At 63.9% G+C, this 25,797-nt stretch carries 30 protein-coding genes and 1 tRNA gene; 19 read left to right on the top strand and 12 right to left on the bottom strand.

Going from position 1 to position 25,797, the window contains the following annotated elements; translation table 11 throughout:
- The first annotated feature begins 2 nt into the window (after positions 1 to 2).
- From JY451_04480 to JY451_04465, 4 genes are all read left to right on the top strand, one after another.
- Positions 3 to 869 carry an amidohydrolase gene (locus JY451_04480; protein ID QZH76555.1) on the top strand — a complete coding sequence of 289 codons (867 nt, stop codon included), beginning with the start codon at positions 3 to 5 and terminating at the stop codon, positions 867 to 869.
- A 26-nt stretch (positions 870 to 895) separates the two neighbouring features.
- On the top strand, positions 896 to 1,642 hold the full coding sequence (locus JY451_04475; protein QZH75850.1) for an SDR family oxidoreductase: 747 nt from the start codon (positions 896 to 898) through the stop codon (positions 1,640 to 1,642).
- A 15-nt stretch (positions 1,643 to 1,657) separates the two neighbouring features.
- Positions 1,658 to 2,662, top strand: a complete 1,005-nt coding sequence (locus tag JY451_04470) for an NAD(P)-dependent alcohol dehydrogenase (GenBank protein QZH75849.1) — start codon at positions 1,658 to 1,660, stop codon at positions 2,660 to 2,662.
- A gap of 127 nt (positions 2,663 to 2,789) precedes the next feature.
- Entirely contained in the window at positions 2,790 to 3,689 is a 900-nt protein-coding gene (locus tag JY451_04465; GenBank protein ID QZH75848.1) for a TauD/TfdA family dioxygenase, read from the top strand.
- A 17-nt stretch (positions 3,690 to 3,706) separates the two neighbouring features.
- On the opposite strand, the gene JY451_04460 is transcribed toward JY451_04465, so the two are convergent.
- From JY451_04460 to JY451_04450, 3 genes are read right to left on the bottom strand one after another with little or no spacing between them, the layout of a single operon-like run.
- The gene (locus tag JY451_04460) at positions 3,707 to 4,015 is read right to left on the bottom strand and encodes a polyhydroxyalkanoic acid system family protein (GenBank protein QZH75847.1); all 309 of its coding nucleotides are present in this window, start codon (positions 4,013 to 4,015) and stop codon (positions 3,707 to 3,709) included.
- Positions 4,015 to 4,845, bottom strand: a complete 831-nt coding sequence (locus JY451_04455) for a hypothetical protein (GenBank protein ID QZH75846.1) — start codon at positions 4,843 to 4,845, stop codon at positions 4,015 to 4,017. The genes JY451_04460 and JY451_04455 overlap by 1 nt, the downstream gene beginning before the upstream one ends.
- Positions 4,845 to 6,050, bottom strand: coding sequence for a toxic anion resistance protein (locus JY451_04450; protein QZH75845.1), 1,206 nt, complete (start codon positions 6,048 to 6,050; stop codon positions 4,845 to 4,847). Before JY451_04450 ends, JY451_04455 begins: the two co-directional genes overlap by 1 nt.
- Positions 6,051 to 6,175: 125 nt before the next feature.
- Here JY451_04450 and JY451_04445 point away from each other — a divergent pair, with 125 nt between their 5' ends.
- Positions 6,176 to 7,705 carry a TIGR00341 family protein gene (locus JY451_04445; GenBank protein ID QZH75844.1) on the top strand — a complete coding sequence of 510 codons (1,530 nt, stop codon included), beginning with the start codon at positions 6,176 to 6,178 and terminating at the stop codon, positions 7,703 to 7,705.
- 5 nt (positions 7,706 to 7,710) lie between these two features.
- Positions 7,711 to 8,106, top strand: a complete 396-nt coding sequence (locus JY451_04440; GenBank protein ID QZH76554.1) for an MAPEG family protein — start codon at positions 7,711 to 7,713, stop codon at positions 8,104 to 8,106.
- 1 nt (position 8,107) lies between these two features.
- Here the strand turns inward: JY451_04440 and JY451_04435 are convergent, their stop codons facing one another.
- Positions 8,108 to 9,079 (bottom strand): hypothetical protein, encoded by a 972-nt coding sequence (locus JY451_04435; protein ID QZH75843.1) that lies wholly within the window; start codon positions 9,077 to 9,079, stop codon positions 8,108 to 8,110.
- A gap of 65 nt (positions 9,080 to 9,144) precedes the next feature.
- On the bottom strand, positions 9,145 to 10,905 hold the full coding sequence (locus tag JY451_04430; protein ID QZH75842.1) for a fatty acyl-AMP ligase: 1,761 nt from the start codon (positions 10,903 to 10,905) through the stop codon (positions 9,145 to 9,147).
- A gap of 153 nt (positions 10,906 to 11,058) precedes the next feature.
- Between JY451_04430 and JY451_04425 the strand changes: the two genes are divergently transcribed.
- The 4 genes from JY451_04425 to JY451_04410 are packed head-to-tail and all read left to right on the top strand — an operon-like array spanning position 11,059 to position 13,126.
- Positions 11,059 to 11,652, top strand: a complete 594-nt coding sequence (locus JY451_04425; GenBank protein QZH75841.1) for a RecX family transcriptional regulator — start codon at positions 11,059 to 11,061, stop codon at positions 11,650 to 11,652.
- Positions 11,636 to 12,133, top strand: a complete 498-nt coding sequence (locus JY451_04420) for a DUF192 domain-containing protein (protein QZH75840.1) — start codon at positions 11,636 to 11,638, stop codon at positions 12,131 to 12,133. Before JY451_04425 ends, JY451_04420 begins: the two co-directional genes overlap by 17 nt.
- Before the next feature lie 52 nt (positions 12,134 to 12,185).
- The gene (locus tag JY451_04415) at positions 12,186 to 12,584 is read left to right on the top strand and encodes an NADH:ubiquinone oxidoreductase subunit NDUFA12 (protein ID QZH75839.1); all 399 of its coding nucleotides are present in this window, start codon (positions 12,186 to 12,188) and stop codon (positions 12,582 to 12,584) included.
- A complete protein-coding gene (locus JY451_04410) occupies positions 12,566 to 13,126 on the top strand; it encodes a DUF2155 domain-containing protein (protein QZH75838.1) in 561 nt (186 codons plus the stop codon). The genes JY451_04415 and JY451_04410 overlap by 19 nt, the downstream gene beginning before the upstream one ends.
- Here the strand turns inward: JY451_04410 and JY451_04405 are convergent.
- Positions 13,042 to 13,758: a leucyl/phenylalanyl-tRNA--protein transferase gene (locus JY451_04405; protein QZH75837.1), complete on the bottom strand. Its 717-nt coding sequence runs from the start codon at positions 13,756 to 13,758 to the stop codon at positions 13,042 to 13,044. The two genes, JY451_04410 and JY451_04405, sit on opposite strands and share 85 nt — an antisense overlap.
- A gap of 77 nt (positions 13,759 to 13,835) precedes the next feature.
- Here JY451_04405 and JY451_04400 point away from each other — a divergent pair.
- The 4 genes from JY451_04400 (at position 13,836) to JY451_04385 (ending at position 15,836) form a co-directional block, all read left to right on the top strand.
- Positions 13,836 to 13,911 (top strand) — tRNA-Trp (locus JY451_04400).
- 256 nt (positions 13,912 to 14,167) lie between these two features.
- Positions 14,168 to 15,331 carry a DUF2029 domain-containing protein gene (locus JY451_04395; protein QZH75836.1) on the top strand — a complete coding sequence of 388 codons (1,164 nt, stop codon included), beginning with the start codon at positions 14,168 to 14,170 and terminating at the stop codon, positions 15,329 to 15,331.
- An 86-nt stretch (positions 15,332 to 15,417) separates the two neighbouring features.
- Positions 15,418 to 15,564 (top strand): hypothetical protein, encoded by a 147-nt coding sequence (locus JY451_04390; GenBank protein QZH75835.1) that lies wholly within the window; start codon positions 15,418 to 15,420, stop codon positions 15,562 to 15,564.
- A 122-nt stretch (positions 15,565 to 15,686) separates the two neighbouring features.
- Complete coding sequence (locus JY451_04385) at positions 15,687 to 15,836, top strand: hypothetical protein (protein ID QZH75834.1); 150 nt, start codon at positions 15,687 to 15,689, stop codon at positions 15,834 to 15,836.
- 17 nt (positions 15,837 to 15,853) lie between these two features.
- Here JY451_04385 and JY451_04380 read toward each other — a convergent pair whose 3' ends face one another.
- A complete protein-coding gene (locus tag JY451_04380) occupies positions 15,854 to 17,377 on the bottom strand; it encodes an alanine:cation symporter family protein (protein ID QZH75833.1) in 1,524 nt (507 codons plus the stop codon).
- Positions 17,378 to 17,676: 299 nt separating this feature from the next.
- Here JY451_04380 and secE point away from each other — a divergent pair, with 299 nt between their 5' ends.
- Both secE and nusG read left to right on the top strand, forming a co-directional pair.
- On the top strand, positions 17,677 to 17,886 hold the full coding sequence (gene secE / locus JY451_04375) for a preprotein translocase subunit SecE (protein QZH75832.1): 210 nt from the start codon (positions 17,677 to 17,679) through the stop codon (positions 17,884 to 17,886).
- A 47-nt stretch (positions 17,887 to 17,933) separates the two neighbouring features.
- A complete protein-coding gene (gene nusG / locus JY451_04370) occupies positions 17,934 to 18,473 on the top strand; it encodes a transcription termination/antitermination factor NusG (GenBank protein QZH75831.1) in 540 nt (179 codons plus the stop codon).
- A gap of 21 nt (positions 18,474 to 18,494) precedes the next feature.
- Here nusG and JY451_04365 read toward each other — a convergent pair whose 3' ends face one another.
- Genes JY451_04365 through JY451_04345 form a run of 5 tightly spaced genes read right to left on the bottom strand, consistent with a single transcriptional unit; the run spans position 18,495 to position 22,265 of the window.
- Positions 18,495 to 19,259, bottom strand: a complete 765-nt coding sequence (locus tag JY451_04365) for a CPBP family intramembrane metalloprotease (protein QZH75830.1) — start codon at positions 19,257 to 19,259, stop codon at positions 18,495 to 18,497.
- A 32-nt stretch (positions 19,260 to 19,291) separates the two neighbouring features.
- The gene (locus tag JY451_04360; GenBank protein QZH75829.1) at positions 19,292 to 20,341 is read right to left on the bottom strand and encodes a sulfotransferase; all 1,050 of its coding nucleotides are present in this window, start codon (positions 20,339 to 20,341) and stop codon (positions 19,292 to 19,294) included.
- A gap of 9 nt (positions 20,342 to 20,350) precedes the next feature.
- The gene (locus tag JY451_04355; GenBank protein ID QZH75828.1) at positions 20,351 to 20,731 is read right to left on the bottom strand and encodes a hypothetical protein; all 381 of its coding nucleotides are present in this window, start codon (positions 20,729 to 20,731) and stop codon (positions 20,351 to 20,353) included.
- Positions 20,728 to 20,991 carry a hypothetical protein gene (locus tag JY451_04350; GenBank protein ID QZH75827.1) on the bottom strand — a complete coding sequence of 88 codons (264 nt, stop codon included), beginning with the start codon at positions 20,989 to 20,991 and terminating at the stop codon, positions 20,728 to 20,730. Before JY451_04350 ends, JY451_04355 begins: the two co-directional genes overlap by 4 nt.
- On the bottom strand, positions 20,979 to 22,265 hold the full coding sequence (locus tag JY451_04345) for a hypothetical protein (GenBank protein ID QZH75826.1): 1,287 nt from the start codon (positions 22,263 to 22,265) through the stop codon (positions 20,979 to 20,981). Before JY451_04345 ends, JY451_04350 begins: the two co-directional genes overlap by 13 nt.
- A 275-nt stretch (positions 22,266 to 22,540) precedes the next feature.
- On the opposite strand from JY451_04345, the gene rplK reads away from it, so the two are divergent.
- From rplK to JY451_04330, 3 genes are all read left to right on the top strand, one after another.
- A complete protein-coding gene (rplK, locus tag JY451_04340) occupies positions 22,541 to 22,972 on the top strand; it encodes a 50S ribosomal protein L11 (GenBank protein QZH75825.1) in 432 nt (143 codons plus the stop codon).
- Between the two features lie 4 nt (positions 22,973 to 22,976).
- Positions 22,977 to 23,669, top strand: a complete 693-nt coding sequence (gene rplA, locus JY451_04335) for a 50S ribosomal protein L1 (protein ID QZH75824.1) — start codon at positions 22,977 to 22,979, stop codon at positions 23,667 to 23,669.
- A 201-nt stretch (positions 23,670 to 23,870) separates the two neighbouring features.
- Complete coding sequence (locus JY451_04330) at positions 23,871 to 25,736, top strand: beta-glucuronidase (GenBank protein QZH75823.1); 1,866 nt, start codon at positions 23,871 to 23,873, stop codon at positions 25,734 to 25,736.
- The last annotated feature ends 61 nt before the right edge of the window (positions 25,737 to 25,797 follow it).

Genomic DNA, 25,797 nt, shown 5'->3' with positions numbered 1-25,797 from the left:
CCATAGACCTCACCAAAATCCGCGCCATCGACGTTCACGTCCACGCGGAAATCTCGTGCCACGATCCCGAGGACCCGGTGATGGGCCGGTTTTTCGATGCCGCCAGCGCCTATTTCAAGGCTCCGCGCGAACGGCCGAAGATGCCCGAGATCATCGAGCTCTACCGCGAAACCCAGATCGCCTTCTGCATGTTCACCGTCGATTGCGAGAGCGGCATGGGCGCCAAACGCGTCTCCAATTACGAAGTCGCCGCTATCGCCAACAAGAACGACGATATCTGCATCCCCTTCGCCTCGATCGATCCGCACAAGGGCAAGTATGGCGCGCGCGAGGCGCTCGACCTGATCGAGAACCACGGGGTCAAGGGCTTCAAGTTCCACGGCATCGCCCAGAACGCCCACCCGGCGGACCGCATGGGCTATCCGATCTACGAAGTGATCAACGAGTACAAGCTGCCCGCGATCTTCCACACCGGCCATTCGGGCATGGGCACCGGAATGCGCGGCGGCGGCGGGATGCGGCTGAAGTATGGCGAGCCGATGCTGGTGGACGATGTGGCGGTGGATTTCCCCGACATGAAGATCATCCTCGCCCACCCGAGCTGGCCGTGGGTGGACCAGAGCCTTTCGATGGCGCTGCACAAGGACAATGTCTTCATCGACCTGAGCGGCTGGAGCCCGAAGTACTTTCCCGAACAGGTGATCCGCTATGCGAACACCCAGTTGAAGCACAAGATGCTGTTCGGCAGCGATTTCCCACTGATCCACCCGGACAAGTGGATTGCTGCGGCGAAGGATGTCGGTTTCCGCGATGAAGTGATGCCGGGGATCATGAAGGACAATGCGGCGCGGGTGCTGGGTCTCGCCTGACGCAAAAAGGGGAGAGAGAGAAGCGGATGAATTTCACCGGCAAACACGTGGTCGTCACTGGCGCTTCCACTGGCATCGGGCGGGCGACGGCGGAAAAGGTGCTCGCGCTCGGCGGACGGGTGACGGTGATTGCGCGCTCGGCGGACAAGCTTACCGCGCTCGCCGAAGCGCATGGGGACGCGGTGCACGTTGCCGCTGCCGATGTCGCCGATCCAGTTGCGCAGATCGCCGCGCTCAATGCCGCCGCTGCCTTCGCGCCGATCGACGGTCTGTTCTGCAACGCTGGAACCGGGGGCACCTTTGCCCCGCTCGAACACTACTCGGACGCAAACTACGAAAGCCTGATGGCGGTCAACCAGCACGCCCATTTCCGCGCCGTGCGGCACGTGTTCGCAGCCATGAAGGCGCGGGGCAAGGGCTCGATCGTCATCACCGGATCGCTCGCCAGCGAACGCGGGATGGCGATGAATGTCGCCTATGTGATGAGCAAGCATGCGATGCTCGGCCTTGCCCGCGCCACCGCGCTCGAAGGTGCGGCGCATGGTGTGCGCGCCAATTGCATCGTGCCCGGTTTCATCGATACGCCGCTGATGGACGGTATCCCGCCCGAGCAATTGACCCATCTGGCGGGCAACGTGCCGCAGGGCCGTCTCGGGTCGAGCGAGGAGACCGCCAACGTGGTCGCGTTCCTGCTCAGCGACGAGGCGAGCCATGTCACCGGGCAGAGCTGGGCGGTCGATGGCGGCGTGCTCGGCACGCTAGCAGTAAGATAACAGGAGAAGAAAACAATGCGTGCCTGGTTGATGCCCGTCGGCTGCGACAGCTTCGAAAAGCTCTATCTGGGCGAGCTGCCCGATCCTACCCCCGGCCCCGGCGAAGTGGTGATCGCGCCCAAGGCCTGGTCGATCAATTACCGCGATTTCGCCGTGGCAATGGGCAAGTATTTCGGCGGCGCGATTACCGAGCCTTCGGTGCCGCTCAGCGACGGCGCGGGGGAAGTGATCGCGGTGGGCGAGGGTGTCACGGACGTGAAGGTGGGCGACAAGGTCCAGTCCACCTTCTTCCAGGGCTGGATCGACGGCCCGCCGCAATTCGTCCCCGCCCTGGGCGACGGAAAGGCGCCGGGGATGCTCGCCGAGCAGGTGCTGCTGCGCGCCGATGGCGTGGTGCCGATCGCCGAGAGCCTCGGCTATGCGCAGGCTGCTTGCCTGCCCTGCGCCGGCGTTACCGCGTGGAACGCGCTGTTCGAAGGCGGGCAACCGCTCAAGGCTGGGCAGAAGGTGCTGGTGATGGGCAGTGGTGGGGTTTCGCTGATCGCGCTCAAGCTGGCCAAGGCGGCGGGCGCAGAAGTGATCGCCACAAGCTCGTCCGATGCCAAGCTGGAGCAGGTGAAGGCGCTCGGCGCGGATCACACTGTCAATTATCGCGACATTCCCGATTGGGGCGCGCATGTGAAGGCGCAGTTCGGCGGGGCGGACAAGATCGTCGAAGTCGGCGGCACCGGCACGCTCGAACAGAGCATGGCCGCCTGCGCGATGCTCGCCGAAATCGCGCTGATCGGGGTGCTGGCCGATGGCCCGCCGCCGAACCCGCGCGGGCTGATGTTCACTGGAGCGAGTCTGCGCGGCATTTTCGTCGGCTCGGCCCGGATGGCGCGCGATCTCAATGCGTTCATCGACCAGCACGGGCTGACATTCCCGATCGGCGGCAGCTATGGCTTCGATGATGCCAAGGCGGCTTATGCCCATGCCTGGGGGCCGGACAGCTTCGGCAAGACGGTGATTACGTTGTGACATTAACTTCGTCATTGCGAGCGAAGCGAAGCAATCCAGTCCCTAGGTGGCGTATGTTCGCAAAGGGAAGGACTGGATTGCCGCGTCGCTTCGCTCCTCGCAATGACGAGAAGAGAGGATAGGTCCAATGTGGGAAGTGCGCGTCGCCCCCTGCGGCGATTTCGACAATCATCCGTTCCGCTCGAACCATTTCGGGGTCGAACCACTGGGCGCGGCGATGGGGGCGGAGATAACTGGCGTGCGCCTGCCAGACCTGTCGGACGAGGGGATCGAAAGCCTGAAACTGGCGCTGTGGAAACACAAGATGGTATTCCTGCGCGATCAGCACCTCAGCCACGCCGAACACGAGGCGTTCGCCGCCCGCCTCGGACCCTTCGCGGTCGATGCCTATACGCAAGGGGTTGAAGGGCACCGCGACGTGCATCCGATCATCAAGGAAGCCGATGTCGTCACGCCCAGCCTGTTCGGCGGCGGTTGGCACACCGACAGCCCGTTCCTGCCCGAACCGCCGAGCGTTACCACGCTGCGGCAGGTGGAGGGGCCTCCCTATGGCGGCGATACCGTGTGGACCAATACCGCGCTCGCCTTCCGCCATCTCAGCCCGGTCTATCAGGACATGCTCCGTCCGCTGCGCGTCCACATGAGCGCCGCAAACAACTTTGCCACCCAGAACAAGCTGCGCGGTGAAGCGATCGGGTTCGGTGACGCGAGCAAGCAGGAGCAGGGTTTGAAGGGCAGCTTCCATCCCCTCGTGCGCAAGCATCCGGTGACGGGCGAGGAAGCGCTGTACATCTGCGATACCTATGCCGTGGGGATCAAGGGCATGACAACGCATGAGGCGCGGCCGATCATCGAATTCCTGGTGGCGCACACCACCCAGCACGGTTTCACGTGTCGCCTACGCTGGCAACCGGGCATGGTCTGCATGTGGGACAATGCCGCGACGATGCACCTCGGCCCCAACGATTACGACGGCTTCCGGCGGGAAATGTATCGCACCACGACGGCGGGGGGCGTGCCGGTCTAGCGGAAGCCTGACGCGCTTCAGTTCTTCGGCGGGGCCAGCAAATTCTGCCCCTGTTGCCTGATCGCGCCTTCGACGATCGGCTTGATGAAGCCCAAGGCGGGCGGCAGTTCCATGTGGAAGATCACCTTGTCGTCGGCAATGTCGACGTGGCCGGTGAGCATCTGTCCCAGCGCGCTGACCGCCATTGCCATGCGGTCCTCGCTCGGCCAACTGGTCGTAACCTGCGCCATGCCGCCGGGGATATTGTCGCCGATGCGGTGGCTGTTCTCGCTCAGCCGCCGACGAACTTCCTCGCGGCCGAGATTGTGGGGGATTTCGACTTCCATCAGTTGTCCTTGCCGACGGCGCTCTTCTCGCGGTTGAAGTCGGGCAGGGGCACACCAGAATCGTTCTTGGCGCCCTCATGGTTGGGTCGGATCGCCTCCGCGTCGCCGTAGCGGTAATCGAGATAGCGGCTCTTGATCGCAAGATCGTCGAGCGAGCCTTCGGCCAGTTGCCGGGTCACCGAATCGATCTCGCGCCCGATCTTGCCGAGGCCTTCGACCAGTTGCGCATCGGGAGTGGACCCGGCGCGTGTCTCGCGGCGAAGGTGATCGGGGATGCGGCGATAGCTGTCGATCATTTCGGGCAGGTGCTCGCCTACCAGCTTGCGCACTTCGGCGGCGGCGGGGTGTGCAGGATCGATATGTTCGAGCTGCCGCCCCAGCGCATCGAGCTGGACGCCCAGACTGTCCACCAGCGTTACAGCCGGAGCGGGCAGAGCAGGGCGCTGGCTTTCGAGCCACAGCTCGGTCCGCGCCACCAGTTGCCGCGCGTCCTGCGTACGGGTGAGATCGGCACGTTTGGGTACTTTCACCTTGGGGTAGTTGGCGAAGATGAAGGCCGCCGCGACTACCGCGAAAGCGGCCATCATCACCCCGGTAAAGCCGATGCCGTTGAGGACGATCCCCGCCACCGTCATCGCTGCAAGGATCGCCAGCACCACCGCGCCGAACATTCCTGCCCGGCGCAGCAGGTTCTTCGTTTTCACTTGCTGCGAACCCTTGCCGATTGAACGCGCCGCCAGCCGGTGCCGCCCGCCCGCCTGGTTGTCGCGCAGCACCGACCGGCTGTCAGCCAGGATGCGATCGCTCTGCCGGGTAAGGTCTTCCGCCATCAGCTCAGGCTCAGCAATCCGCTGTCATTGACCTGCTTCGCGGCCTGCGCCTGCCCTTCGGCACGGGCGATGTAGCCCTTGGACTTTTCCACCTCGACCGAGAGCACATCGACCGTCTGCTTCATCGAATCGAGCGCGCGCAGCTTGAACTGGTCGACCTCGTCCATCGTGTCGTAGATGTTCTGGAACGCGCGTTGCAGTGTTTCCATCGGGATCGTGGAGCTCGCCGCCTGTTCGTGGATCCGGGCGGTGTTCTCACGCAGCAGTTGCCCGGTGGAATCGATGATGCCCGCTGTTGTCTCGTTCAAGGCGGTAATTTGCCCCAGCACCAGCCGCTGATTGGTCATCGCTTGCGCCACCGTCACCGCCGTGCGCAGCGCGCCGACGGTGGTGGTGCTGGCGCGATCGACGCCCTTCACCAGTTCGACATTGTTCTTCTTGACCAAGTCGAGCGCGAGGTAGCCCTGCACCGATACGGCCATCTGGGTGAGCAGGTCCTGCGTGCGCTGGCGGACGTAGAACAGCGCCGTTTCGCGGATCGCCTTGGCCTTCTGCGGGTCGCTCGAATCGAGTTCCAGCGCCTTCTGCTCCAGTTCCCCGTCCAGCGCCTTGGCGATGTGGATCATCTGTTCGAGCTGGCCCATCGCTTCCCACAGCTTCTGCCGTTCGACATCGATGGCGGCATTGTCCATCAGCAGCTCGTCCTTGCCGCTGGAAAGCCGCGCGAGGATCGCCTGGATGTGCCCCTGCGCGGAGGTGTAGCTGTCGAAATAGTTTTTCAGCTTGTTGCCGAAGGGGATGATCCCGAAAAGCTTGCGGCCCGCCATCTTGCCCTTGCGGCCGGGATCGAGATCCTCGACCGTGCGGCGCAGTTCAGCCAGATCGGTGCCGACCCCGCTTTCCTGGTCCATCGCCCGCACCGGACGATCGAGGAAACGGTTGGACATCTGGCTGGCAGCCATGATTTCCTTGCGGCCCATATTGGTGATCTGGTCCACCTTCTTGCCGAAATCGGGCGAATTGGCATCCAGCGCGATCAGTTCGTTGACGAAGCCATCGACCTTTTCCTGAAGCGCGCTTTTCTTTTCTTCGCTCACGGGCACGAGACCTGCTGCGCGCTCGGGCGCAACAACCGGAACCGGATCGGGCGGGGTCAATTGCAAATCCGAAACGGTCTGCGTGGTGGTCTGGTTCGTCGTAGCCATCGCGGCGAATTTCCTTCCTGCCTCTGGTCACTGTATTAGGCGTACAAGACACGTGTTTCAACCTTCACGCGCCCGTTTTTCATGCCTCTCTTTGTGCTGGCGAGTTTCCGCGATAATAGCCGCCAATGCAAACACCAAACACGAGCGCGGCGAGCGAGGCGATCGAGCCTGCCCCACGGGGTTTCCACGAAGTGATGGCTAGCCTCACCGGCTGGTGGCGCAAGGATGTGATGGGCACGGTGGATCAGGTCGCCGTAATCGAAAAGCGCCGCGCCGAATGCAGCCTTTCGGCCCGCTACCTGCTGATGATTTCCATGTCGGCGGGCATTGCTGTGCTCGGGCTGTTGCAGGGTTCGGCAGCGGTGGTGATCGGGGCGATGCTGCTGTCGCCGCTGATGGACCCGATCATGGGCGTGGGCTTCGCACTGGCGGTGGGTGATTACAAATGGTTGCGGCAATCGGCCCGTTCCCTGGCCATCGGCACCGGGTTTGCAGTGCTGTTTTGTGCGCTGCTGGTGTTCCTTTCCCCTTTGCAAACGATCACTTCGGAAATCGCCGCGCGCACCCGGCCCAGCCTGCTCGATCTGGGGGTAGCCTTCTTCTCCTCGGTAGCGGGCGCCTATGCGATGATTCGCGGGCGCGAGGGAACGATCGTGGGTGTGGCGATCGCTACCGCGCTGATGCCGCCACTGGCGGTGGTGGGCTTCGGCCTTGCCACGCTGAACGCGACGATCTTTTGGGGCGCGTTGTTCCTGTTCATCACCAACCTGATGGTGATCGCGCTCACGGCAACCGGGATGGCCCGCCTGTACGGCTTTTCCACCAGCCTTTCTGACAAGCACACAAGGATGCAGACTTTCCTGATTTTCAGCGCTTTCGTGGTGCTGGCAATTCCGCTGTTCCTGTCGCTGCGGCAGATCGTGTGGGAATCGCAGGCGACGCGGCAGTTCAACACGGTGATTGTCGATACGTTCGACGGCCAGGCAACCGTCTCCCAATTGACGACCAACTACGAAAGCAGCCCGATCCGGGTTTCGGCCAACGTCTTCACACCCCAGATCATCGTCGATGCCGAGGCGAGGGCCGAAGCCACATTAACCCGGCGGCTGGGCCGCGAAATCGAGGTCACGCTGACGCAGGTGCGGGTCGGTGCCGGATCGCAGGCGCAAGAGATGGCGCAGCTTTCCGCCGCGCGTGAGGAAGAGGCGGAGGCGCGGGCGCGGGCCAACGATATCGCCGAGCGGCTGGCAATGCTCGCGGGCGTGCCTGCGGAGGATGTGACGGTGGACCGCGAACGCCGCCGTGCCCTCGTCTCTGCCCGTCCGCTCGACGGCGCAAGTTTGGCTGCCTATCGCGAGCTGGAACGGCGGATTGCGGCGACCGAACCCTCATGGGACATCCGTTTCGCCCCGCCGCTGCGCCCGCTGCCCGAGATAGTTTTCGATGGCGAGGAACTAACCGCAGAAGGCCGCCGTGCGCTGGTGCTGGCGACGTGGGCGCAGGACCGCGTCGGTGTGCCGGTGCGACTGGAGGGTCCGGAAGCCTCGATAGCGGCACTACGCGCGATTCTGGCCGAAGACGACAACTCGATGCTGGCGGAGGTCAGCGGCACCGGATACGGCCCCGTCACCGCCAGCTGGGCCACCGGAGAATAGCCATGATGCCCACCGAACTCACCGCCCTCGCGCTCGCCGGGGTACTGCTGCTTGTGCACATCTTCGTTGCGATCCATATGACTACCCAGCAATACGGCAGGGACTGGAATATGGGCGCGCGCGACGAGGCGCTGCCGCCGCTCAATCCGGTCGCTGGGCGCCTCGACCGGGCGCGCGGCAATTTCCTCGAGACACTGCCGCTGGCGATTATCGCGCTGGGCGGGGTGGTGCTGGCGGATAAGGCGGACGAATGGACCGCGCTTGCCGCATGGGTGTGGCTGGGCGCGCGGGTAGTCTATCTGCCGCTCTACTGGACGGGCGTGCGGAAAGTTCGCACGTACGTGTGGGGCGTGGCGCTGCTGGCGCTGGTCTATGTGCTGGGAGTGCTGTTACTGGGATAGGCTAGACCCGCTCCCGTCCCGATTGCGCCAGCCGCTGGCGTGACGTGTTTCCGGGCACCGCAACATGAACCGAAGGATCGTATTCCACGCCAACCGCTGCGCTGCCTTCCTCGACCCACACTTCGGTTTCGGTGTGGCTGTAGCCGCTGGGGAAATAGCGAATGCGGTAGCCGTCCGGGTGGTCGCTCCAGCGCCCGCTTGGCACCGTGCGGCTGCCTTCTCCCAGCGGCACATCCCCGGTCAGCACGGCGATCCGTTCGAGCTCGCCGAAGTTCGCTCCGCTGGTCAGCCCCCGCCGCAGGTCGGCTTCGGCCTGGAAGGCGGCGCGCAAAGGAGCGGGGATTTCTCCCATGACACGCCCCATCGCACGACGGGGAACGAGGTCCATGGCTGAACGATTGAGCCGGGCGAGCTGGTTGCGGCTAAGCAACCGGGCCGCCACGACTTGCAGGTTGCGATTCAGATCCTCGAACTTGGCGCGCGAAAGCACCGCCCAGATCAGCGACTGGACGTCGGTCTGCGCGATATCGGGGTGCTGCACCGAATTGCGCAGGATGTCCCGCACCACTTCATCTTGTGAACCGCGAATCGGTGCGTAGAGATACCCGTCCCCACCGCCGGGGCCGTGGGTGCCGGCGTGCAGGCAATAGCTCTGAGTGGAGAATTGCCAGTAGCCCGGCTGGAGGATGAAGCCTCCGCGTTCGGTGCGGGCGAGATCGGTCATGCGCGAGGGCGCGATAGGGGGGGTGGTTGCATCCAGCGCCGCGTTACCCCAAACCGCGTCTTCCAGCTTGGTGGAGATTGGCGCTTCGCCGTTCAGCCAGCGATCGACGCCGAGATTGCCGAGCAAATCGCCCACTCCCCCAAGCAGGCCACCAAGGTCCTGCGCCTTGGCCGAGCCCGCAGCCAGCGTGCCACAAGCCAATGCCCCGGCAGCAAAGCCCCGCCGTGTCATCGTGGAATCGAAAGTCATCGCGCATCCCCCTCAATCTGCGAAGGTGGAAGCCTAACGCATTTCGGCGACGAGGAAAACCGCTGTCAGGCTGCCAGTTGCAGCGGAATAATCTCGCCCGACAAGTACATCTTGCGCGCCTTGGCCCGGCTGAGCTTGCCCGACGAGGTGCGCGGCAGGGTGCGAGGGGGGACCAGTTCGACTACGCAGGCCATGCCGGTCACGGCGCGGACCTTGTCAGCGATCTGGTTGCGCAAGCGGACTCGCTCGTCTGGATCGGACACGCGGCAATGCACCAGCACGGCGGCGGATTCCTCACCGCTCTCGGTCTCGATCGCGAAGGCGGCGATGTCGCCGTGGTTGAAGCCCGGCAATTGCTCCACCGCCCATTCGATATCCTGCGGCCAGTGATTCTTGCCGTTGATGATGATCATGTCCTTCGCCCGACCGACGATGAACAAATAACCATCGGCAAGATAGCCCATGTCCCCGGTATCGAGCCAGGCCCCCTTGCCATCCTCACTCGGGACGAGGCAGTCCTGCGTCGCCGCCTCATCACGGAAGTAGGAATGCATAACGCTGGGGCCGCGGCACCAGACCTTGCCGATCTGGTGATCGCCGCGCACATCGCCGTTCTCGCCGCGAATCTCGACTTCCATGTCGGGCAGTGGCTTGCCGCAATTGACGATGGCGCGATAGCGCGCGGGGCGAGAGAGATTGCGGGGAGAGCCGGAAAGGCGTTCCTCCTCCACCAGTTCCACCCGAATCCCTTCGCCCGGCGGCATCACCGTGACCGCCAGCGTCGCTTCGGCCAACCCGTAGGAGGGCGTGAAAGCGCTCGCCTTGAACCCGGCATCGGCAAAGGCGTTGACGAACTGTTGCATCACGTCAGGCCGGATCATGTCCGCGCCATTGCCTGCCAGCCGCCAGCGCGAAAGGTCGAAGCGGTCGGCCACATGGCTCTGACTGGAAATCCGCCGCGCACAAATGTCGTAACCGAAGGTCGGCGAATAGCTCATCGACTGGCCCTGGTTGCGGCTGATCAGTTCGAGCCAGGCGAGCGGGCGGCGGGCGAAATGCTCGGTCTTGAGATAGTCGGCGCTGACCTGATTGCCGATCATCGAGAGGAAGCAGCCGACCAGCCCCATGTCGTGATAAAAAGGCAGCCAGCTCACCCCGCGATCGCCTTGGCCGATGTTCATGCTGGTAGCATGACCATAGAGATTGTGCAGCAGCGCGCGATGGGTGACGGCGACTCCAGTAGGGAAACGGGTCGAGCCGCTGGAATATTGAAGGTAACAGATGTCGTCCGGCTTGGCTTCGGGCAGCGAAACATCGCGCGCATCAAGCGCCGCGAATTCCACCCAGTTCATGCCCGTGCAGCCCTGCTTGGCCGCCGCCTGCGCCGCCATTTCGCCGATTTCGCCCGGATAGAGCAGCAGCTTGGGATCGCTGCTGGCGAGTTGCACGCCGAGCTGTTCGATATAGCTTTCCTTGCCGCCAAAGGTGGTCGGCAGCGGCAGCGGCACTGGCCATGCCCCGGCATAGACGCAGGCGCAGAACATCGCGGTGAATTCGGGGCTGGTCTCGGCGATCAGCGCCACCCGATCGCCTTTGGCGATGCCCATTGCGGCGAGTCTACGGGCATAGGCCAGAGCGTCCTCGCGCAGTTCGCGGAACGGATAGGCGCGTTCCAGCGTGGCGCGCGGATCGTAGAAATTGAGGCCCTTCTCGCTACGCGCGGCGTAGTCGATCGCTTCGTTGAAGGTGGCGAAGTCCGACCGGCGGCGCGGTAGCGGGCAATCGTTCGGTGTCGGGGCGTTCGATGTCGGGGTGAGTTCGGCCATACGAGCTTTTCGCTAACCCTTGTGCTGCGCGCTCTTGTGGCGCGTCATGAAATAAAAAAGCGGCGTCGAATTCTGCCCGACACCGCTACAATCTTTCCCATTTGAAGGGAAGTGTGGCACGATTATGGCCAAAGGAGCGCGATAGCAGGGCCGATGAAGGGCGCAAAGCAGTATCAGAGGCGCGAGAAGCGCGCTCCCAAGCCGCTGACTTCGGCCTCGCTGCATGAACTGGCGCTGACCTACGTCGCGCGGTTTGCGACCAGTGCGGCAAAGCTGGAGCGCTATCTGGCGCGCAAATTGCGCGAGCGCGGTTGGGCGGAAGAGGAGCAGGCCGACTTGCCCGCACTGGTCACGCGCTTCGTCGACCTCGGCTATATCGACGATGCCGTCTATGCCCGCGCTAAGTCGGGTGACCTACTCAGGCGCGGCTTCGGTGCGAACCGGGTTAACCAGGCGCTGGGGCAGGCAGGCATTGCGGAATCTGTGCGCGCCGATGTTGCTCCGGGCGAGGCAACCCGCCGCCGCGCGGCGCTGCATCTGGCGCGCAAGCGCGGCTTCGGCCCTTTCGCGCTTCAGGCTGTGGACAGGGAAAAGCGCGAAAAAGCGATTGCAGCCATGCTGCGCGCGGGCCACAGCTTCGATCACGCCCGCGCGGTGATCGATGCCGAGAGCGAAGCGCAGGCGGACGAATGGCTGGCCGAAGCGGAGGCCGAAGCGGAGGAATGGGACGATGACGGGTTTGCGTGAATGTGTGTTGGTGGCGATGGCGCTGCCTCTCCTTGCCTGTTCGCCGCAGGCTGCCGAGCAGGTGCCCGAAGCCTCCGGTTCCGCCGTGGCTACCGCCAATACTCACCCGGTTTCAGGGCTGGAGGTGATTCCCGTCACGGTCACCACTGCCAGCGGTGCCCATATCATCCAGGCCGAATTGGCCGCCAGCCGCGAGGCGCAGCGGCAGGGTTTGATGTTCCGCACCGAAATGGGCCCGGACGAGGGGATGCTGTTTCCCTATGACGAGCCCGAAATGATGGGCTTCTGGATGCGCAACACGGTGATTCCGCTCGACATTATCTTCATCGATGAGGAAGGCACGATCATCAATATTGAGCCCGGCGTTCCCTATAACGAGGAAAGCGTCGAGTCCGAACGGCCCGGCATTGCCGTGCTCGAACTCGTTGGCGGGCGTGCGGAAGAACTGGGGATTGCTCCCGGCGACAAGGTCGAGTGGTAAAGCCCTCGCTAAGGCTTGGCCTGCCAGCCCGAATCCGCTAACCGCCCGGTCCATGAGCTTTCTCGGCAAGATCTTCACCTGGTGGGACGGGGCCACCTTCGGCACGCAACTGTGGTCGGCGCGCAATGGCGAGCACATCGGCACCGATGCGCAGGGCAACAGGTATTTCCGCTCGAAGAAGGTGAAGCAAGGTCAGCGTGAACGGCGCTGGGTGATCTACAACGGCGCCAACGATGCGAGCAGGGTGCCCGCCGAATGGCACGGCTGGCTGCATGGCTCCTACGACGCGCTGCCCGAAAGCCACCTGCCGCCGCCTAAGATCTGGGAAGTTGATTACACCCCAAACGCCACCGGTACCGATTCGCGCTACCTGCCCGCAGGCGCGCTGGACCGGGGTGGCCGTCGTGCGGCCGCGACCGGCGATTACGAAGCATGGTCGCCCGACGCGTGATGGCCCCGCGCGCGGTCGTTTTCGGCGCGGCGCTGCTTGTGCCCGTATTGGTTCTGGCTGCCTGCGATAGTGCTCCGCCCGCGCCGCAGGCCGAACAGACCGAGGTTCCGGAGGAGTTCCAGACTGCCGAGCGCCCGCCGCAACCCGAGACCACGGCAGGCATCGGCACGCCGATGGATGAACGGTTGGCCACAATCGGCCTCGTCAACAAGCGCAACAACATCAGCCGCGATATCGAAATGTATCCCGGCGAATCGCGGCGGATCGACGATGTCATCATCCGCCTGTCCGCCTGCGAGCGAACCGCGCCGTGGGAAGACCCGCAGCAGACCGGTGCCTTCGTCCAGGTCTTCGTCAACGAGCGTAGCGACAACGATGCGGAACTGCGCTGGAACCCGGTGTTTTCCGGCTGGATGTTCAAGGAATCGCCCAGCCTCAACGTAGTCGAGCACCCGATCTACGATGTCTGGCTGAAAGACTGCGCGATGAGCTTCCCCGGCGAGGAGGAAGCGGTATCCGAGGGCGAAGACGAAGATAGCTGACGCAGTTCGGCGATAGCTTCGGGCAGGGAGCAGCGCGGCTGTTGCACCGCCGCCTGCGCCAGCAGTTCCTGATAGCGATCGCGCGGTATCTCGACCGCTCCCAGCGAGGCGAGATGTTCGGTCATGAACTGGCAGTCGAGCAGGACATATCCCGCGCGCCGCATCAGTGCCACCAGCCAGGCCAGCGCCACCTTGCTGGCATTGGGCACGCGGCTGAACATGCTTTCGCCGCAAAACACCCGATCGAAGGCGACGCCGTAAAGCCCGCCGACCAGTTCGCCGCCCAGCCAGCATTCCACCGAATGGGCATGGCCGTGACGATGCAGGTTGCGGTAGCTGGCATCGACCACATGGCTGATCCAGGTTTCGGGATAATCTGTGCGGGGCTGGGCGCAGGCATCGATCACCGCGCCGAAATCGCCGTCCACCGTAACCGTGAATCGGTCCTGCTTCAGCAGCTTGGCTAGCGATTGCGAACAGCGGAACCCATCGAGCGGCAGGATCGCCCGGTTGCGCGGCTCGACCCAGAACACTTCGCTGTCGTCGCGCGAATCGGCCATCGGGAACACCCCGCTGCGATAGGCGAGCAGCAAGGTCTCCGGCGGGATCAATTTGGGCGCGGGGGAGTGCATCGCCCTCCTGTAACACCAAGCGCGCACGTCGTCGCTTGCCATCGCGCGCGGCCCGATATAGAGGCGCGCTTCCCTGCAGGGGTGTAGCTCAGCTGGTAGAGCATCGGTCTCCAAAACCGAGGGTCGTAGGTTCGAATCCTATCGCCCCTGCCATTTCATTCGATTTGTGTGTCATGCTCCCACGTCCGTGGGAGCGTCCTCCCGGCTGTTCCCTCCGCTTCGCTGCGGGGCCGGTCCGGGCGGCCGTTCGGCCTTGCGGTCGCAAGAGCGACCGTGCGCTAACTCAAATCCTCCCCGGGACGGGGAGGGGGACCGCCCGAAGGGTGGTGGAGGGGTCCGCCCAGCCAGGCAAACTTGGCCACAGCAATCCCAATCCCAAATTAACCATATCACCCCTAAAGCGGCAGCGATGACCGCGCGCCTGCTCCACCATGTCCGCAATGCCGATTGGCTCACCACTGAGCGCGTGCGCGGTTACGCGGTAATCCTTGGCCTTGCCTCGCTGGCGCTGCTGGCCAATTCCTACATCAAGGCGATGGGCGTGGACGGGACCGATTTCCTCGCCTTCTGGGGCGCAGGGCACGTGACCGTGGCGGGCGATCCGGCTGCGGCCTACGATCTGGCGGTGCAGGAACGTGTGCAGACCTCCACCGGTAGCAGCGGCTGGTTCGCCTTCGTCAATCCGCCGCCATTCCTGTTCGCCGCTGCGCTGTTCGGGGCCTTGCCGTTCCCGCTCGCATGGCTTGCCTGGGTGTTGGTGACCTTTGCTTTGTGGGCCTGGGCGACGTTCCGGGCCTTCCCGCGCTTGTGGCCGCTGGTGCTGGTCTACCCCGGCGCGCTGCTGGCGGCAGGTCACGCGCAGACGGGTCTGCTGACCGGGGCCTTGCTGGTGGGAGGGGTGGCTCTGCTCGGAAAGCGCCCAATGCTGGCCGGTGCCCTGCTCGGCGCGCTCATCATCAAGCCCCATCTGGCGCTGCTGGCCCCGTTCTGGCTGGCCGGCGCTGGCCAGTGGCGCGCCTTCATCGCTGCCGGAGCCAGCGCGACCGGGCTGGTCCTGCTGTCATGGCTCGCCTTCGGCACCGAAACAATGGTCGCCTACACCACCAGCTGGCAAGCCAGTGCCGCGATCATGGACGGTGCGGGGGTCGATCTCTATCTGCGGATGGCGACACCCTACAGTCAGATCAGCCTGTTCGCGCCCGAGGGCACGGCTCTGGCACTGCAAGGCGTGATCACGTTAGGGATGGTTGTCCTCGCCGTGTTGGCTGGCAAGCGGATGCAGGGTGATCCATTGGCCAGCGGCGCGCTGGTGCTGGCGGCCACCGCGCTCGCATCGCCCTATCTGTTCAATTACGATCTGCCCTTCCTGATCCTGCCGACGCTGTGGCTGGTACGCGAAGGACTGTGTGGGGGCTTCCGCCCCTACGAAAAGCTCGTTCTCGTGCTGCTGTACGCCGCCCCTTACGCTACCCGCGCTGTCGCGCTGCCACTCGGCATCAATCTGATGCCGCTGGCGACACTGGCCTTGGTCTTGCTGGTCTGGTCACGCAGAGCCGCTGCCGAAAGGATATAAGCGCCCTGCTTCGGCCCACTCCCGGGAACCGCCGTCGCAGTCGGGGATTTCACCTCCGCAATACTACCGCCAAGGAGGAGATTCACATGGCGAAGCTTTTTCGCAGTACTCGTCCCGATAGCTGGACGAGCCCGCGTCCGTTTTCCGACCCCAGCTATCGCGCGATGGCGCATGGCAAGATCCTGCCGATGGAAGAACCGGGCTTCTGGGAACGCCTATTCAGGCGCGGATAGTAGCTGAACCGAGGCCGACGCTACTCGCCATCACGGGTTCAGATTTCGTGCGGTAAACCGTTCTTCAGCAGGGACGAGTTGAGAAACTCAGATTTGCCGGTAAGAAAGCAGGGAGCCACATGATGTCGAGTCGCGTTTTCACTTCGAGCCGTCCGGACCGCTGGACTTCGCCACGCGCGATGAGCGATCCGAGCCTGCGCCTAGCCGCCTTTGGCCGTATCCAGCCGATGGAGCAGCCCGGATTGCTCGAACGGCTATTCAGCCGCCGCTGACCCACAGGAACCGGAGGTCAGTATTCCTCCGGCTCCTCGGGCGTCTTCTCGTGGTGGTCGGCCCCGGCCGTCCTGTCACCGCGAGCCAGAGCGAAAACCACGCCGGACAGCGCTAGCAGGGCAATCAGGTTCGGCAGCACCATCAGTCCGTTGGCGATATCGCCCAGCCGCCAGATTAGATCCGATTCGCGGCTCGCCCCGACAAAGATCGCAACGCACCAGAGCACTCGCCATCCCATGTGGAGGAGTTTCTCGCCGCGCAAGGTGGAGCCGGGAACCCGATCATAGAGGAAAGTGATCGCCCGCTCGCCATAATAGCTCCAGGTGAGCAGCGTGGTGAAGACAAACAGCAACAGGGCAATGCTCGCGACCAGCGTACCAATCGGGATCTCGGCAATCGTGAAAGGGAAGGCCGCCGCAAAGGCGCCGCTTGTCATTGCGAAGCCCTGCAACTCGGACTGCCACGCGTGTTCCACGGCCACCCCGTTGGCGCTGAAATCTCCCTGAACTGTCAGGATAACAAGCGCTGTCATCGTGCAGATTACGATCGTGTCGATGAAAGTGCCGAGCATGGCCATGCGGCCCTGGAACTGCGGGTCATCGGTCTGCGCAACCGCGTGGGCTATCGGGGTAGAGCCTTGCCCCGCCTCGTTCGAGAACAGCCCGCGTGCCACACCTGCCCGGATGGCGAGGATCAAAGCCGCGCCGACAAACCCTCCGCTGGCGCTCTGCGCATTGAATGCACCGCCAAATATGCGGCTGAAGGTTTCGGGAATGTCCTCCAGATTGAGAAGGATGGCGATAATCGCCATTACGATGTAGGCGGCCGCCATTACCGGCACGACCTTTTCGGCAACATTGCCGATCGACTTGATGCCCCCGATGATGACGATGAAAACCAGGATGGCGACGATAAGTCCGCCAAGCCATTCCTCGATCCCGAACAATTCGTTCAGCCCGTCCGCGACGGCATTGGCCTGGATTCCGTTGCCGGTGACGAGCGCGGAAATGAGCGTGCCGATGCAGAAGAACACGGCCAGCCAGGTCCACTTTTTTCCCAGACCCATCATGATGTAGCTCATCGGGCCGCCGCGGTAGGTGCCATCGCTGGTTCTTTCGCGGTAACGGATGGCCAGCGAGCCTTCGGCAAAGGCCAGCGCCATGCCGAACAGCGCTGTAATCCACATCCAGAAAATCGCTCCCGGACCGCCCAGCGCGATGGCAGTAGCGACGCCAGCCAGATTGCCTGTGCCTACTTGTCCCGAAAGCGCGGTAGAGAGCGCGGCGAAGGGGGAAATCTCGCCCTTGCCTTCGGATTTGCGCCCCGCGAACAGGCCTTTCATGGCCGGAATGAAGTTAGTGATCGGATAGGCGCGCAGGCCGATCATGAACCACAGACCTGCGCCCAACAGGATCACTGCGAGCGGTGGCAAGGGGATAACCTGGACCCCGTTCCAGGTGCCACCCCAGATAAAGTCGGCTATATTGGTGACCGGGCCGAGCAGCTGCTGGTCGATGGTCATTTCGGTTCCGGCTGCCATTGCGAGAATTTTCCCTGTTCGTCCCTGGTTCTGGCGGGCAGTGCTATCGGCGCCAGCGTCCCCTGCCTAGCCCCCAGTCGCATTTCCGGTCACATTTGTTACCAAGCGGACCTTGTTTCTTGTTGCCCCGAAGGCGTTCCGGGGGTGCTCGGCCTTGCCAAGCAGCGACAGCACCCCTAAATAGCCGATCGTCATCCGACATCGGAGCCTCGCCAAGCCCCTCCCGGACCTGTCCGGGGCGGCGCGGAGCCCTACCCGGAAGGCACGGGATTTTTTAGCGAAGCGAAAGCGAAGCCAGCATGGCCGAAGAGACCAAGAAGAAGACCAGCCCCGGCGAATTCGTACGTCAGGTACGCTCGGAAACCGCCAAGGTGGTATGGCCGACCTGGCCCGAAACCGTGCGCACGGCGATCTTTGTCGGTATCATGGTCGTCATTCTGTCGCTGTTCTTCCTCGCGGTCGATTCGCTGTTCGGATGGACGGTGCAACAATTACTGGCACTGCTCTGATCCGCTTCGCCGCTTAGACAAGATTTCAGGGAAAAAGAGGGACTTTCATGGCCGCCCGCTGGTATATCATTCACGCCTATTCCGGTTTCGAGAACAAGGTGCGCGACGCGATCCTGTCCGAAGCCGAGCGCCTCGGCCTGTCCGAAGGGGTGGAAGAGGTCGAAGTGCCGACCGAGACCGTGACCGAGATCAAGCGCGGCAAGAAGGTGCAGACCGAACGCAAGTTCATGCCCGGCTATGTGCTGGCCAAGCTGAACCTGACCGACGATGTCTATCACCTCGTGAAGAACACCCCAAAGGTGACCGGCTTCCTCGGTTCGAGCAACAAGCCGCAGCCGATTTCCGAGAAGGAAGCGGCGCGCTACTTCGGCGGAGTCGAGCAGGCCAAGTCTGCGCCGAAGCACGAGATTTCGATCAATTACGAAATCGGCGATCAGGTGAAGGTGCTCGAAGGCCCCTTCGCCAGCTTCAACGGGCTGGTCGAGGAGCTCGATTTCGACAAGGCGAAGGTCAAGGTCTCGGTCTCGATCTTCGGCCGCGCGACGCCGGTGGAACTCGATTTCGAACAGGTCGAGCTGGTCAAGTAAGACGCTGGACTTCCAGCGCTTTCAGCCGCCGATCGCACCCAGTTCGCCCGCATAGGCGAGGCTGAGCATGATCGTGTCCACCGCCGCGTGGGCGAGCACCGCGGCCCAGATCGCGCCGCCCGCGCGCAACCGTACCCACCCGAGCAGTAACCCCACCGCGCCGGTCATCAGCACGCCCGCGATTCCTTGATAAAAGTGCGCCAGACCGAACACAGCGGCCTGCACAATTAGTGCAGCCGGCATGGTTCCGGCCACGCCGGGGAGCCGCAACAATCGGTCGAAAAGGAAGCCGCGAAACAGCAATTCTTCGCCCAGGCCTGCGCCCAGCCAGGCCACCGCGACGATCCACAGCGTGAACAGCGCCGGGCTGGCGGTTATCAGATCGAGCACTTGCTGGATATCGGGGGAAGCGAGGCCTGCGGCTTCGATTGCAATCCCGCCAATACTGAAGATCGCGATCACGCCTCCCGTTGCCAGCAGTGTCAGGCCTAGCGTCTGCAGCCAGTTCGTCAGCGGCAGCAGCCCCAGCGCCTGCCGGAACCGCCCGCTCCTGCGCAGCCACAGCCATGCCACGCCGACGGCAGCCAATGCCGATAGCGGGCTGGCGAGGGCGGCGAGGACCGAGATCAGTTCGCGAGGCGGCTGTTCGCCGGTGATCGCCTGACTGATGATCGCGGGAAAGATCACCAGCATTTGCATCGTGTAATAGGCGAGGCCGACGCTCAGCACCTGCAGCGCGAAGCGCCAGTAGGTGAGCCTTTCGCGTTGGATTGGTGCTGCCGTCATTGCCCGTCTTTGTCCTGTCTTTGCCCAGTGGATCAGAACAGGCAATCGGGCTTGCTCCGCATGTCTTCGTAGAGCGCCATGGCCTCTCGCGCCAAGCTACTTTCGACCGGCGCGCCGTAGGATTTGATAGGAGCCACCATCGCCTGTGCTGCCCTCGGCACTTCGGATGCAGCGGGAAGGCCGAGACGCGCGAACAGGGTGGCGACCCCATCCGGCGCAGAGGTAAACCGCTGCATGTCCAGCACTTCGCCCAGACCGCAGGCTTCCACGTGGCGCATCGCGGCGATCCAGTAGCCGAGCCAGTATTCGATGCTGTCGGGCGTGTGTGCGGCAATCACCGCGTCCATCCCGGCAAACAGGATCGGGCGATGATCGGCGCCGAATTCGAAGTGGCCGATATCGCGCGGGTAGGCGCGGGCGAACCTGCTTGCCGAATGGCTCGCCAATGCCTTGCGGTGCTGGTGAAGCAGCGATTGCGCCTGATCGAGCGGATGGCGCAGCGGCACCAAGATCCGGGCGTCAGGGAAGGCCGAGGCCAGCGCGGGCAGGCGGGCGACATTGGCGTTGTTCTTGGAAACATAGCGGGCACCGGGAACGCCGCGCGCCAGCACCAGCGCGCGCATGTAATCGCGCAGGGCATCGGCAGTATCGGCAGGCAAGCCATCGCGGGTTGCAATCCCTCTGTCCGAAAAATCACCCGGCAGATGGCGCAGCCAGAACACTTCCTCGAAGGCCTCGGGACTGTCGGCATCGACCATCATCCCGTCGCCGTGGCTGCGTTCCTTGGCATCGGCCTTGACCTGGAACCGGCGCGACAATTGCCGCCAGATAACCGGCGACAGCACGAAAGGCATGTCGCGATAACGGTGCGTTGCCACCAGCGGATGCTGCGCCAGCAGTTCCAGCACCAGCGTGGTGCCCGCTCGCGGCAGGGCGGTGATGAAGACCGGCGCGGTCACGTGCTGCGCGGCGATGGCGCCGCCGAATTTCGACTGCTCCATCTCGCGCAGCAAGGCCTGTGGCGCGCGCGCGCCGAAGGCGAGGCGGTGGACCATGCGGTCGGCCCACGAATAGTCTTCCAAGGCCACAGATCAGCTCCGGGCGAGGCGGGATTGCAGCAGCGGCCAGAGCGCCAGCGCCGCCACAGTCGCCACCACCACCAGTGGCTGGATCGAGAAGACCAGGAAATCCTGCCAGGTCAACCAGCCAGCCCACTGCGCCAGCACCACCGGCAGCGCGGCGGCGGCGAAGGTTGCGATCAGCACCAGCGTCAGCCGCACGGTCAGCCCCAGCACTTCGATCGAGCGGCGGCGCAGCGCCGCTTCCTTATGGTCGTCGCTCAAGGCCTTGTCCGTCATCACGGCAAAGGCACCGCGCAACTCGCGGGTCATCGCCTTGGTGCGCGGCCATACGTGCAGGCCTTGGAAGGCTAGCACCAGCAGCAGGCAGGAAAGGATGTAGGCGGCGATCACGCTTTGGTTTCGGCGTCCGCAGTCTGCGTTTCGGCCGCAACCGGAGCGGCTTCGACCTTGCCCGTCATCCGTTTGATCGCGCGCTTCAGCGGGAACCACACGAAGCCCACCACCATCAGCAGCATCACGCCGAGGAAGCTGAGCATCGAGCCGATGGCAGAAAGCCCGGCGCCTGCGCCCATGTAGGCGTGGGCGGGCGTGGCGGTGACGGCAAGCAGCATGGCGGCAGCCACGGCGGGCACGGTTATCAGTTTGAACATTGCGGAAACTCCATGGTGAAATAGTCGTTCGGCACGCGGATGCCGAAGGAGAAGTTGGAGGCGAATTCATCGTCGAACGGCAGGCGGTAATCCCACACTACTTCGCCCGCCGGGGTCACTTCGAAGGCGCGGCCGGCGCGCGATTCCACGATCAGGCGATTGCCGTTCTCCAGCGGCTGGTGCATCCCCATGATGTCGGAATTGAACGCGTCGGCACTGCCGCGCGGGAAGACCACGCTGGTTTCCCCCGTTTCCGGAACAAGCCGCATGATCTGGCTGCCCGGCGTATGGCCGTTCACGATCGTGGCGCGGTTGTTGAACAGTTCGATCGTGCCGTCGGGCATGATGTCGGGATCGTGCTGGCGCACCCACGGCCCCTGCTGGTGCCATTTGAGCGCGCCATCATCCTTGTCGAGAATGGCGAGCATGTTCATTGCCCGCAGCGAAACGAGCAGGTCGCCCGCTTCCACCTGCGGCAGCCGCTCTGCGAGCGCGGGCGTGACGACTTCGATATCGTTGATATGCGTCGCATCGGTGATGGTTTCGGTGTGCGACTGGTAGAGTGCGCTTTCCAGCCCGGCATCGTGGATCGCCTTGAGCACCGACATTTCGCGGAGGATGTCCCCGTCCGCGCTCACCAGCACCACGCTGTCGTGATAGTAATGATCGGTCAGAATCGCGTCGTCGATTTCCTGCGGGGTCCAGCCGTCGGGCATATACTCCTGCGGAGTTTCGCTGGCCAGGATGTGTCCGGGAATCCAGAAGGTGTCGTTGCCCACCGCCGTTACCGAGTGGTGCAACGGCTGCTGGGTGCGCCACACGGTGTTTGAACAGGCATCGATCCGGGCGCTGCCCAGCCCGGTAAGGTTCACGATCAGCGATCCGTCGGGCATCGGCCACATGCCGTGGGTGATATAATTGTTCTGCGATGCCGGGATGCGGCGCGCCGGGATGATCTGGTCCGCATCGGGCCAGATGGCGAAGAAATCCACCGTCCAGCGGTGCACTTCGTTGCCTTCGTGGTCGAGCAGCCGCACCTGCGGTCCGCCGGGCATGGTGCCCTGGATCAGGGTCAGCCCCGGCTGCGATTTCGCCGCATCGCGCGACACCAGCCCCGTGCCCTCGTGGCTGATCGGGATCAGGATGCCGGGGCGCGAGTTCACCATCCCGCCGACGAACTGCATCGTGGTGCGGGCGCTCGCCGAAATCTGCGGGAAGGGCGGCACGCCCATGCTGCCCAGCAATCCGCCCACCATGACCGTGGCGAAGAGCATGAAGAGCCTTTCGGCCGTGTTCGACTGTTTCTTCGCCGCTTCCATGCCCAAACATGTAGCGGGTCATGGTAAATGCGGGGTAAACGCGGGCGGGCAAAATCGGCGCGGACGAGCTATCCGCGCGCTTGCCTTTTTGCGCAAAAAGGTTATGGGCGCGCCTTCCCGAACGACAGTGACGGAAACCGTGCGGAAGCCGTGGAGCGAGTCCACGGCGCTTGACCGCTTAACATGAGCTTGCCGGATACGGCAGGCGACAGTGCGAAAAGGAGGCCATTATGGCCAAGAAAATCGAAGGTTACATCAACCTTCAGGTGCCCGCGGGCTCCGCCACTCCCAGCCCGCCGATCGGCCCGGCCTTGGGCCAGCGCGGCGTCAACATCATGGAATTCTGCAAGGCCTTCAACGCTGCCACCAGCGAAATGGAAAAGGGCATGCCGATTCCGACGAAGATCACCGTTTACGGCGATCGTTCGTTCACTTTCATCACCAAGACCCCGCCTGCCAGCTACCTGCTGAAGAAGGCCGCCAACCTGAAGTCGGGTTCGAAAGAGCCGGGCAAGGCTGTCGCCGGCAAGGTGACGCAGAGCCAGGTGCGCGAAATCGCTGAAACCAAGTTCGCCGATCTCAACGCAAACGATATCGACCAGGCCATGAAGATCATCGAAGGCTCCGCGCGTTCGATGGGCCTCGACGTGGTGGAGGGCTGAACCGATGGCAAAGCAGACCAAGAAGCAGCAGCTCGTCGCCAAGCTCGACGCTGAAAAGCTCTACACCGTTGACGAAGCTCTCGCCACGCTGCGCGAGCACAAGGCCAAGTTCGACGAGACCGTCGAGGTCGCCATGAACCTTGGCGTCGACCCCCGCCATGCGGACCAGATGGTGCGCGGCATGGTCAACCTGCCCTCGGGCACCGGCAAGGACGTTCGCGTCGCCGTGTTCGCGCGCGGCGACAATGCCGACAAGGCGCTGGCCGCCGGTGCCGACAAGGTCGGTGCGGAAGACCTGATGGAAGACATGCAGAACGGCAACCTCGATTATGACCGCGTGATTGCCACGCCGGACATGATGGGCGTGGTCGGCCGCCTCGGCAAGCTGCTCGGCCCCAAGGGGCTGATGCCGAACCCGAAGCTGGGCACCGTCACCCCCAACGTGGAACAGGCCGTCAAGGACGCCAAGAGCGGCCAGGTCGAATTCCGCGTCGAAAAGCAGGGCATCATCCACTCCGGCATCGGCAAGCTGAGCTTCGACGATGCGGCGCTGAAGGCGAACTTCAAGGCGCTGACTTCGGCAGTGGTGAAGTCCAAGCCGGCGGGTGCCAAGGGCAAGTATGTCCGCAAGGTCTCGATCACCTCCTCGATGGGTCCGGGCCTGAAGCTTGATCTCACTGAGGTAGAAGGGGCGTAATTTTCTTGCGCTCCGGCCTCCGCCGGAGCGTCCTCGCTAGGCGGCCAGCTGTGCTGGCCCCGCTGCGGGCGGCCAGTCGGCCTTGCGAACCTAAGCGGGTTCGTTTGGCGGGTGAGGTTCAAATTGTCGAAAGGGCCGGGAGAGCAATCCTCCGGCCCTTTTCGTTTGCCTGCCGTCTCCGGCGCGCATAGCCTCTACGTCATGAGGATGTTTCTGGCCGCATTGGCGGCAATGGTGTTGCAGGCGAGCGGGCTGGCGGCCCAGGTCCTGCCCGATGGGCCGGTGCTGGCGGCAGGCGATCTGCGCCCGGCGCAGGATCTTTCGGGCGAATGGACCTGGTCGATCGATCCCTATCGCGACGGGCAGGCGGGCTTCCACGGCGAAGGCGCGGGGACGGGCCACCGCCGTTACGACGATACCGATGTCGATGCCGCGCGCCGCGCCAATCCGCTGGCGCTCTACGAATACGATATGGACCGCAGCCCGGTCGCCACATTGCCGTCAAGCTGGCTGACCCACGCGCCGGAGATGCGGCATTATCAGGGGCTGGTCTGGTACCAGCGCCGCTTCGATGCCGCTCCGGGTGAAGGCACACGGCAATTCCTGCGTTTCGGGGCGGTGAATTACACCGCCGAAGTCTGGCTCAACGGCGAATATCTTGGGCGACACGAGGGCGGGTTCACGCCGTTCGCCTTCGAAGTGACCGGCAAGCTGCGCGCGGTGGGCAACCGGCTGGTGGTTGGCGCGGATTCGCAGCGCGACGGGTTCGATGTCCCCCCGCCGGTCACCGATTGGGAAACCTATGGCGGCATCACTCGCCCGGTGCGGCTGATCGAAGTGCCCGCAACCTATGTCGATGATGCATGGGTGCGGCTGACCGATGACGGGCGGATCGCTTTCGACGTGGCGCTCGATGGCCCCCAGGCGGCGGGTGCAAGGGTGAACTTTGCGATCCCCGACCTTGGCGTGGAACTGGCGCTGACGGCCGATGCGGCGGGCCGTGTTGCGGGCAGCGTCGCCGCTCCAGCGGGAATGGAGCGCTGGTCTCCCGCCAATCCGCGCCTCTATCACGTTGCGATAGGCGCAGGGGGAGATGTCTGGACCGACCGCGTCGGCCTGCGCACCGTGGCGGTCGACGGCGCGCAGATCCTCCTCAACGGCGAGCCGGTGTTCCTGCGTGGCATCTCCCTGCACGAAGAGGAACTGGGCGCGAACCCTACCCGCAACATGACTCCCGAAGCCGCGCGCGAACTGCTGACGATTGCGCGCGACGGGCTCAACGCAAACTTCGTCCGGCTGGCGCACTACCCCCATGCCGATGCGGTGGTGCGCGCGGCGGACGAGATGGGCCTGCTCGTCTGGAGCGAAATCCCCGTCTACTGGCGCATCGCTTTCGACGATCCCGCCACGCTCGAACGCGCGCGCATCATGCTGGCCGAAATGATCGGCCGCGATCGCAACCGCGCCAGCGTGATCGTATGGAGCGTCGGCAATGAAACCCCCGTCAGCGATGCGCGTAATGCCTTCATGACCCGCCTCGCCGAAGATGTACGCCTGCTCGATCCGCACCGGCTGGTCAGCGCGGCGCTGCTGACCGGGCGTGAGCAGCGCGACGGGCGGCAGGTGATGGTGCTCGCCGATCCGCTGGCGGCAGCGCTCGATGTGCTGGCGGTCAACACCTACAACGGCTGGTACGGACCCGATCACCCCGATACCGTGCCCGCCATCGGCTGGGACATGCCGACCGACCGCCCGCTGCTGTTCTCCGAGTTCGGCGCGGGTGCCATGCCGGGCCTCTACGCCGAAGCGGGCGCGGAACCGATCAAGTTCACCGAGGAATACCAGGCAGATTACTACCGCGCCACGCTGGCGATGGCGGAGAATATCCCTTCGCTGGCAGGCATGTCGCCGTGGATCCTGAAGGACTTCCGCTCCCCGCGTCGCCAGTTGCCCGGTGTGCAGGACGGCTGGAACCGCAAGGGGCTCATCGGGCCGGAAGGGGAGCGCAAGCTGGCCTTCGAAGTGCTCGCCCGGTGGTATGCCGCCCGCACTGCCATGGCCGACTAGACCCCAGCAATCGACCTGTCGCATTCGCCCGTCATTCCGCCTTCCGGTTCAGCGGGCGGCA

The organism is Erythrobacter sp. (genome assembly GCA_019739335.1).
Lineage (GTDB): Bacteria > Pseudomonadota > Alphaproteobacteria > Sphingomonadales > Sphingomonadaceae > Alteraurantiacibacter.
Note: the sequence above shows the minus strand (reverse complement) of the source record. Positions and strands in the feature narration are given on the sequence as shown.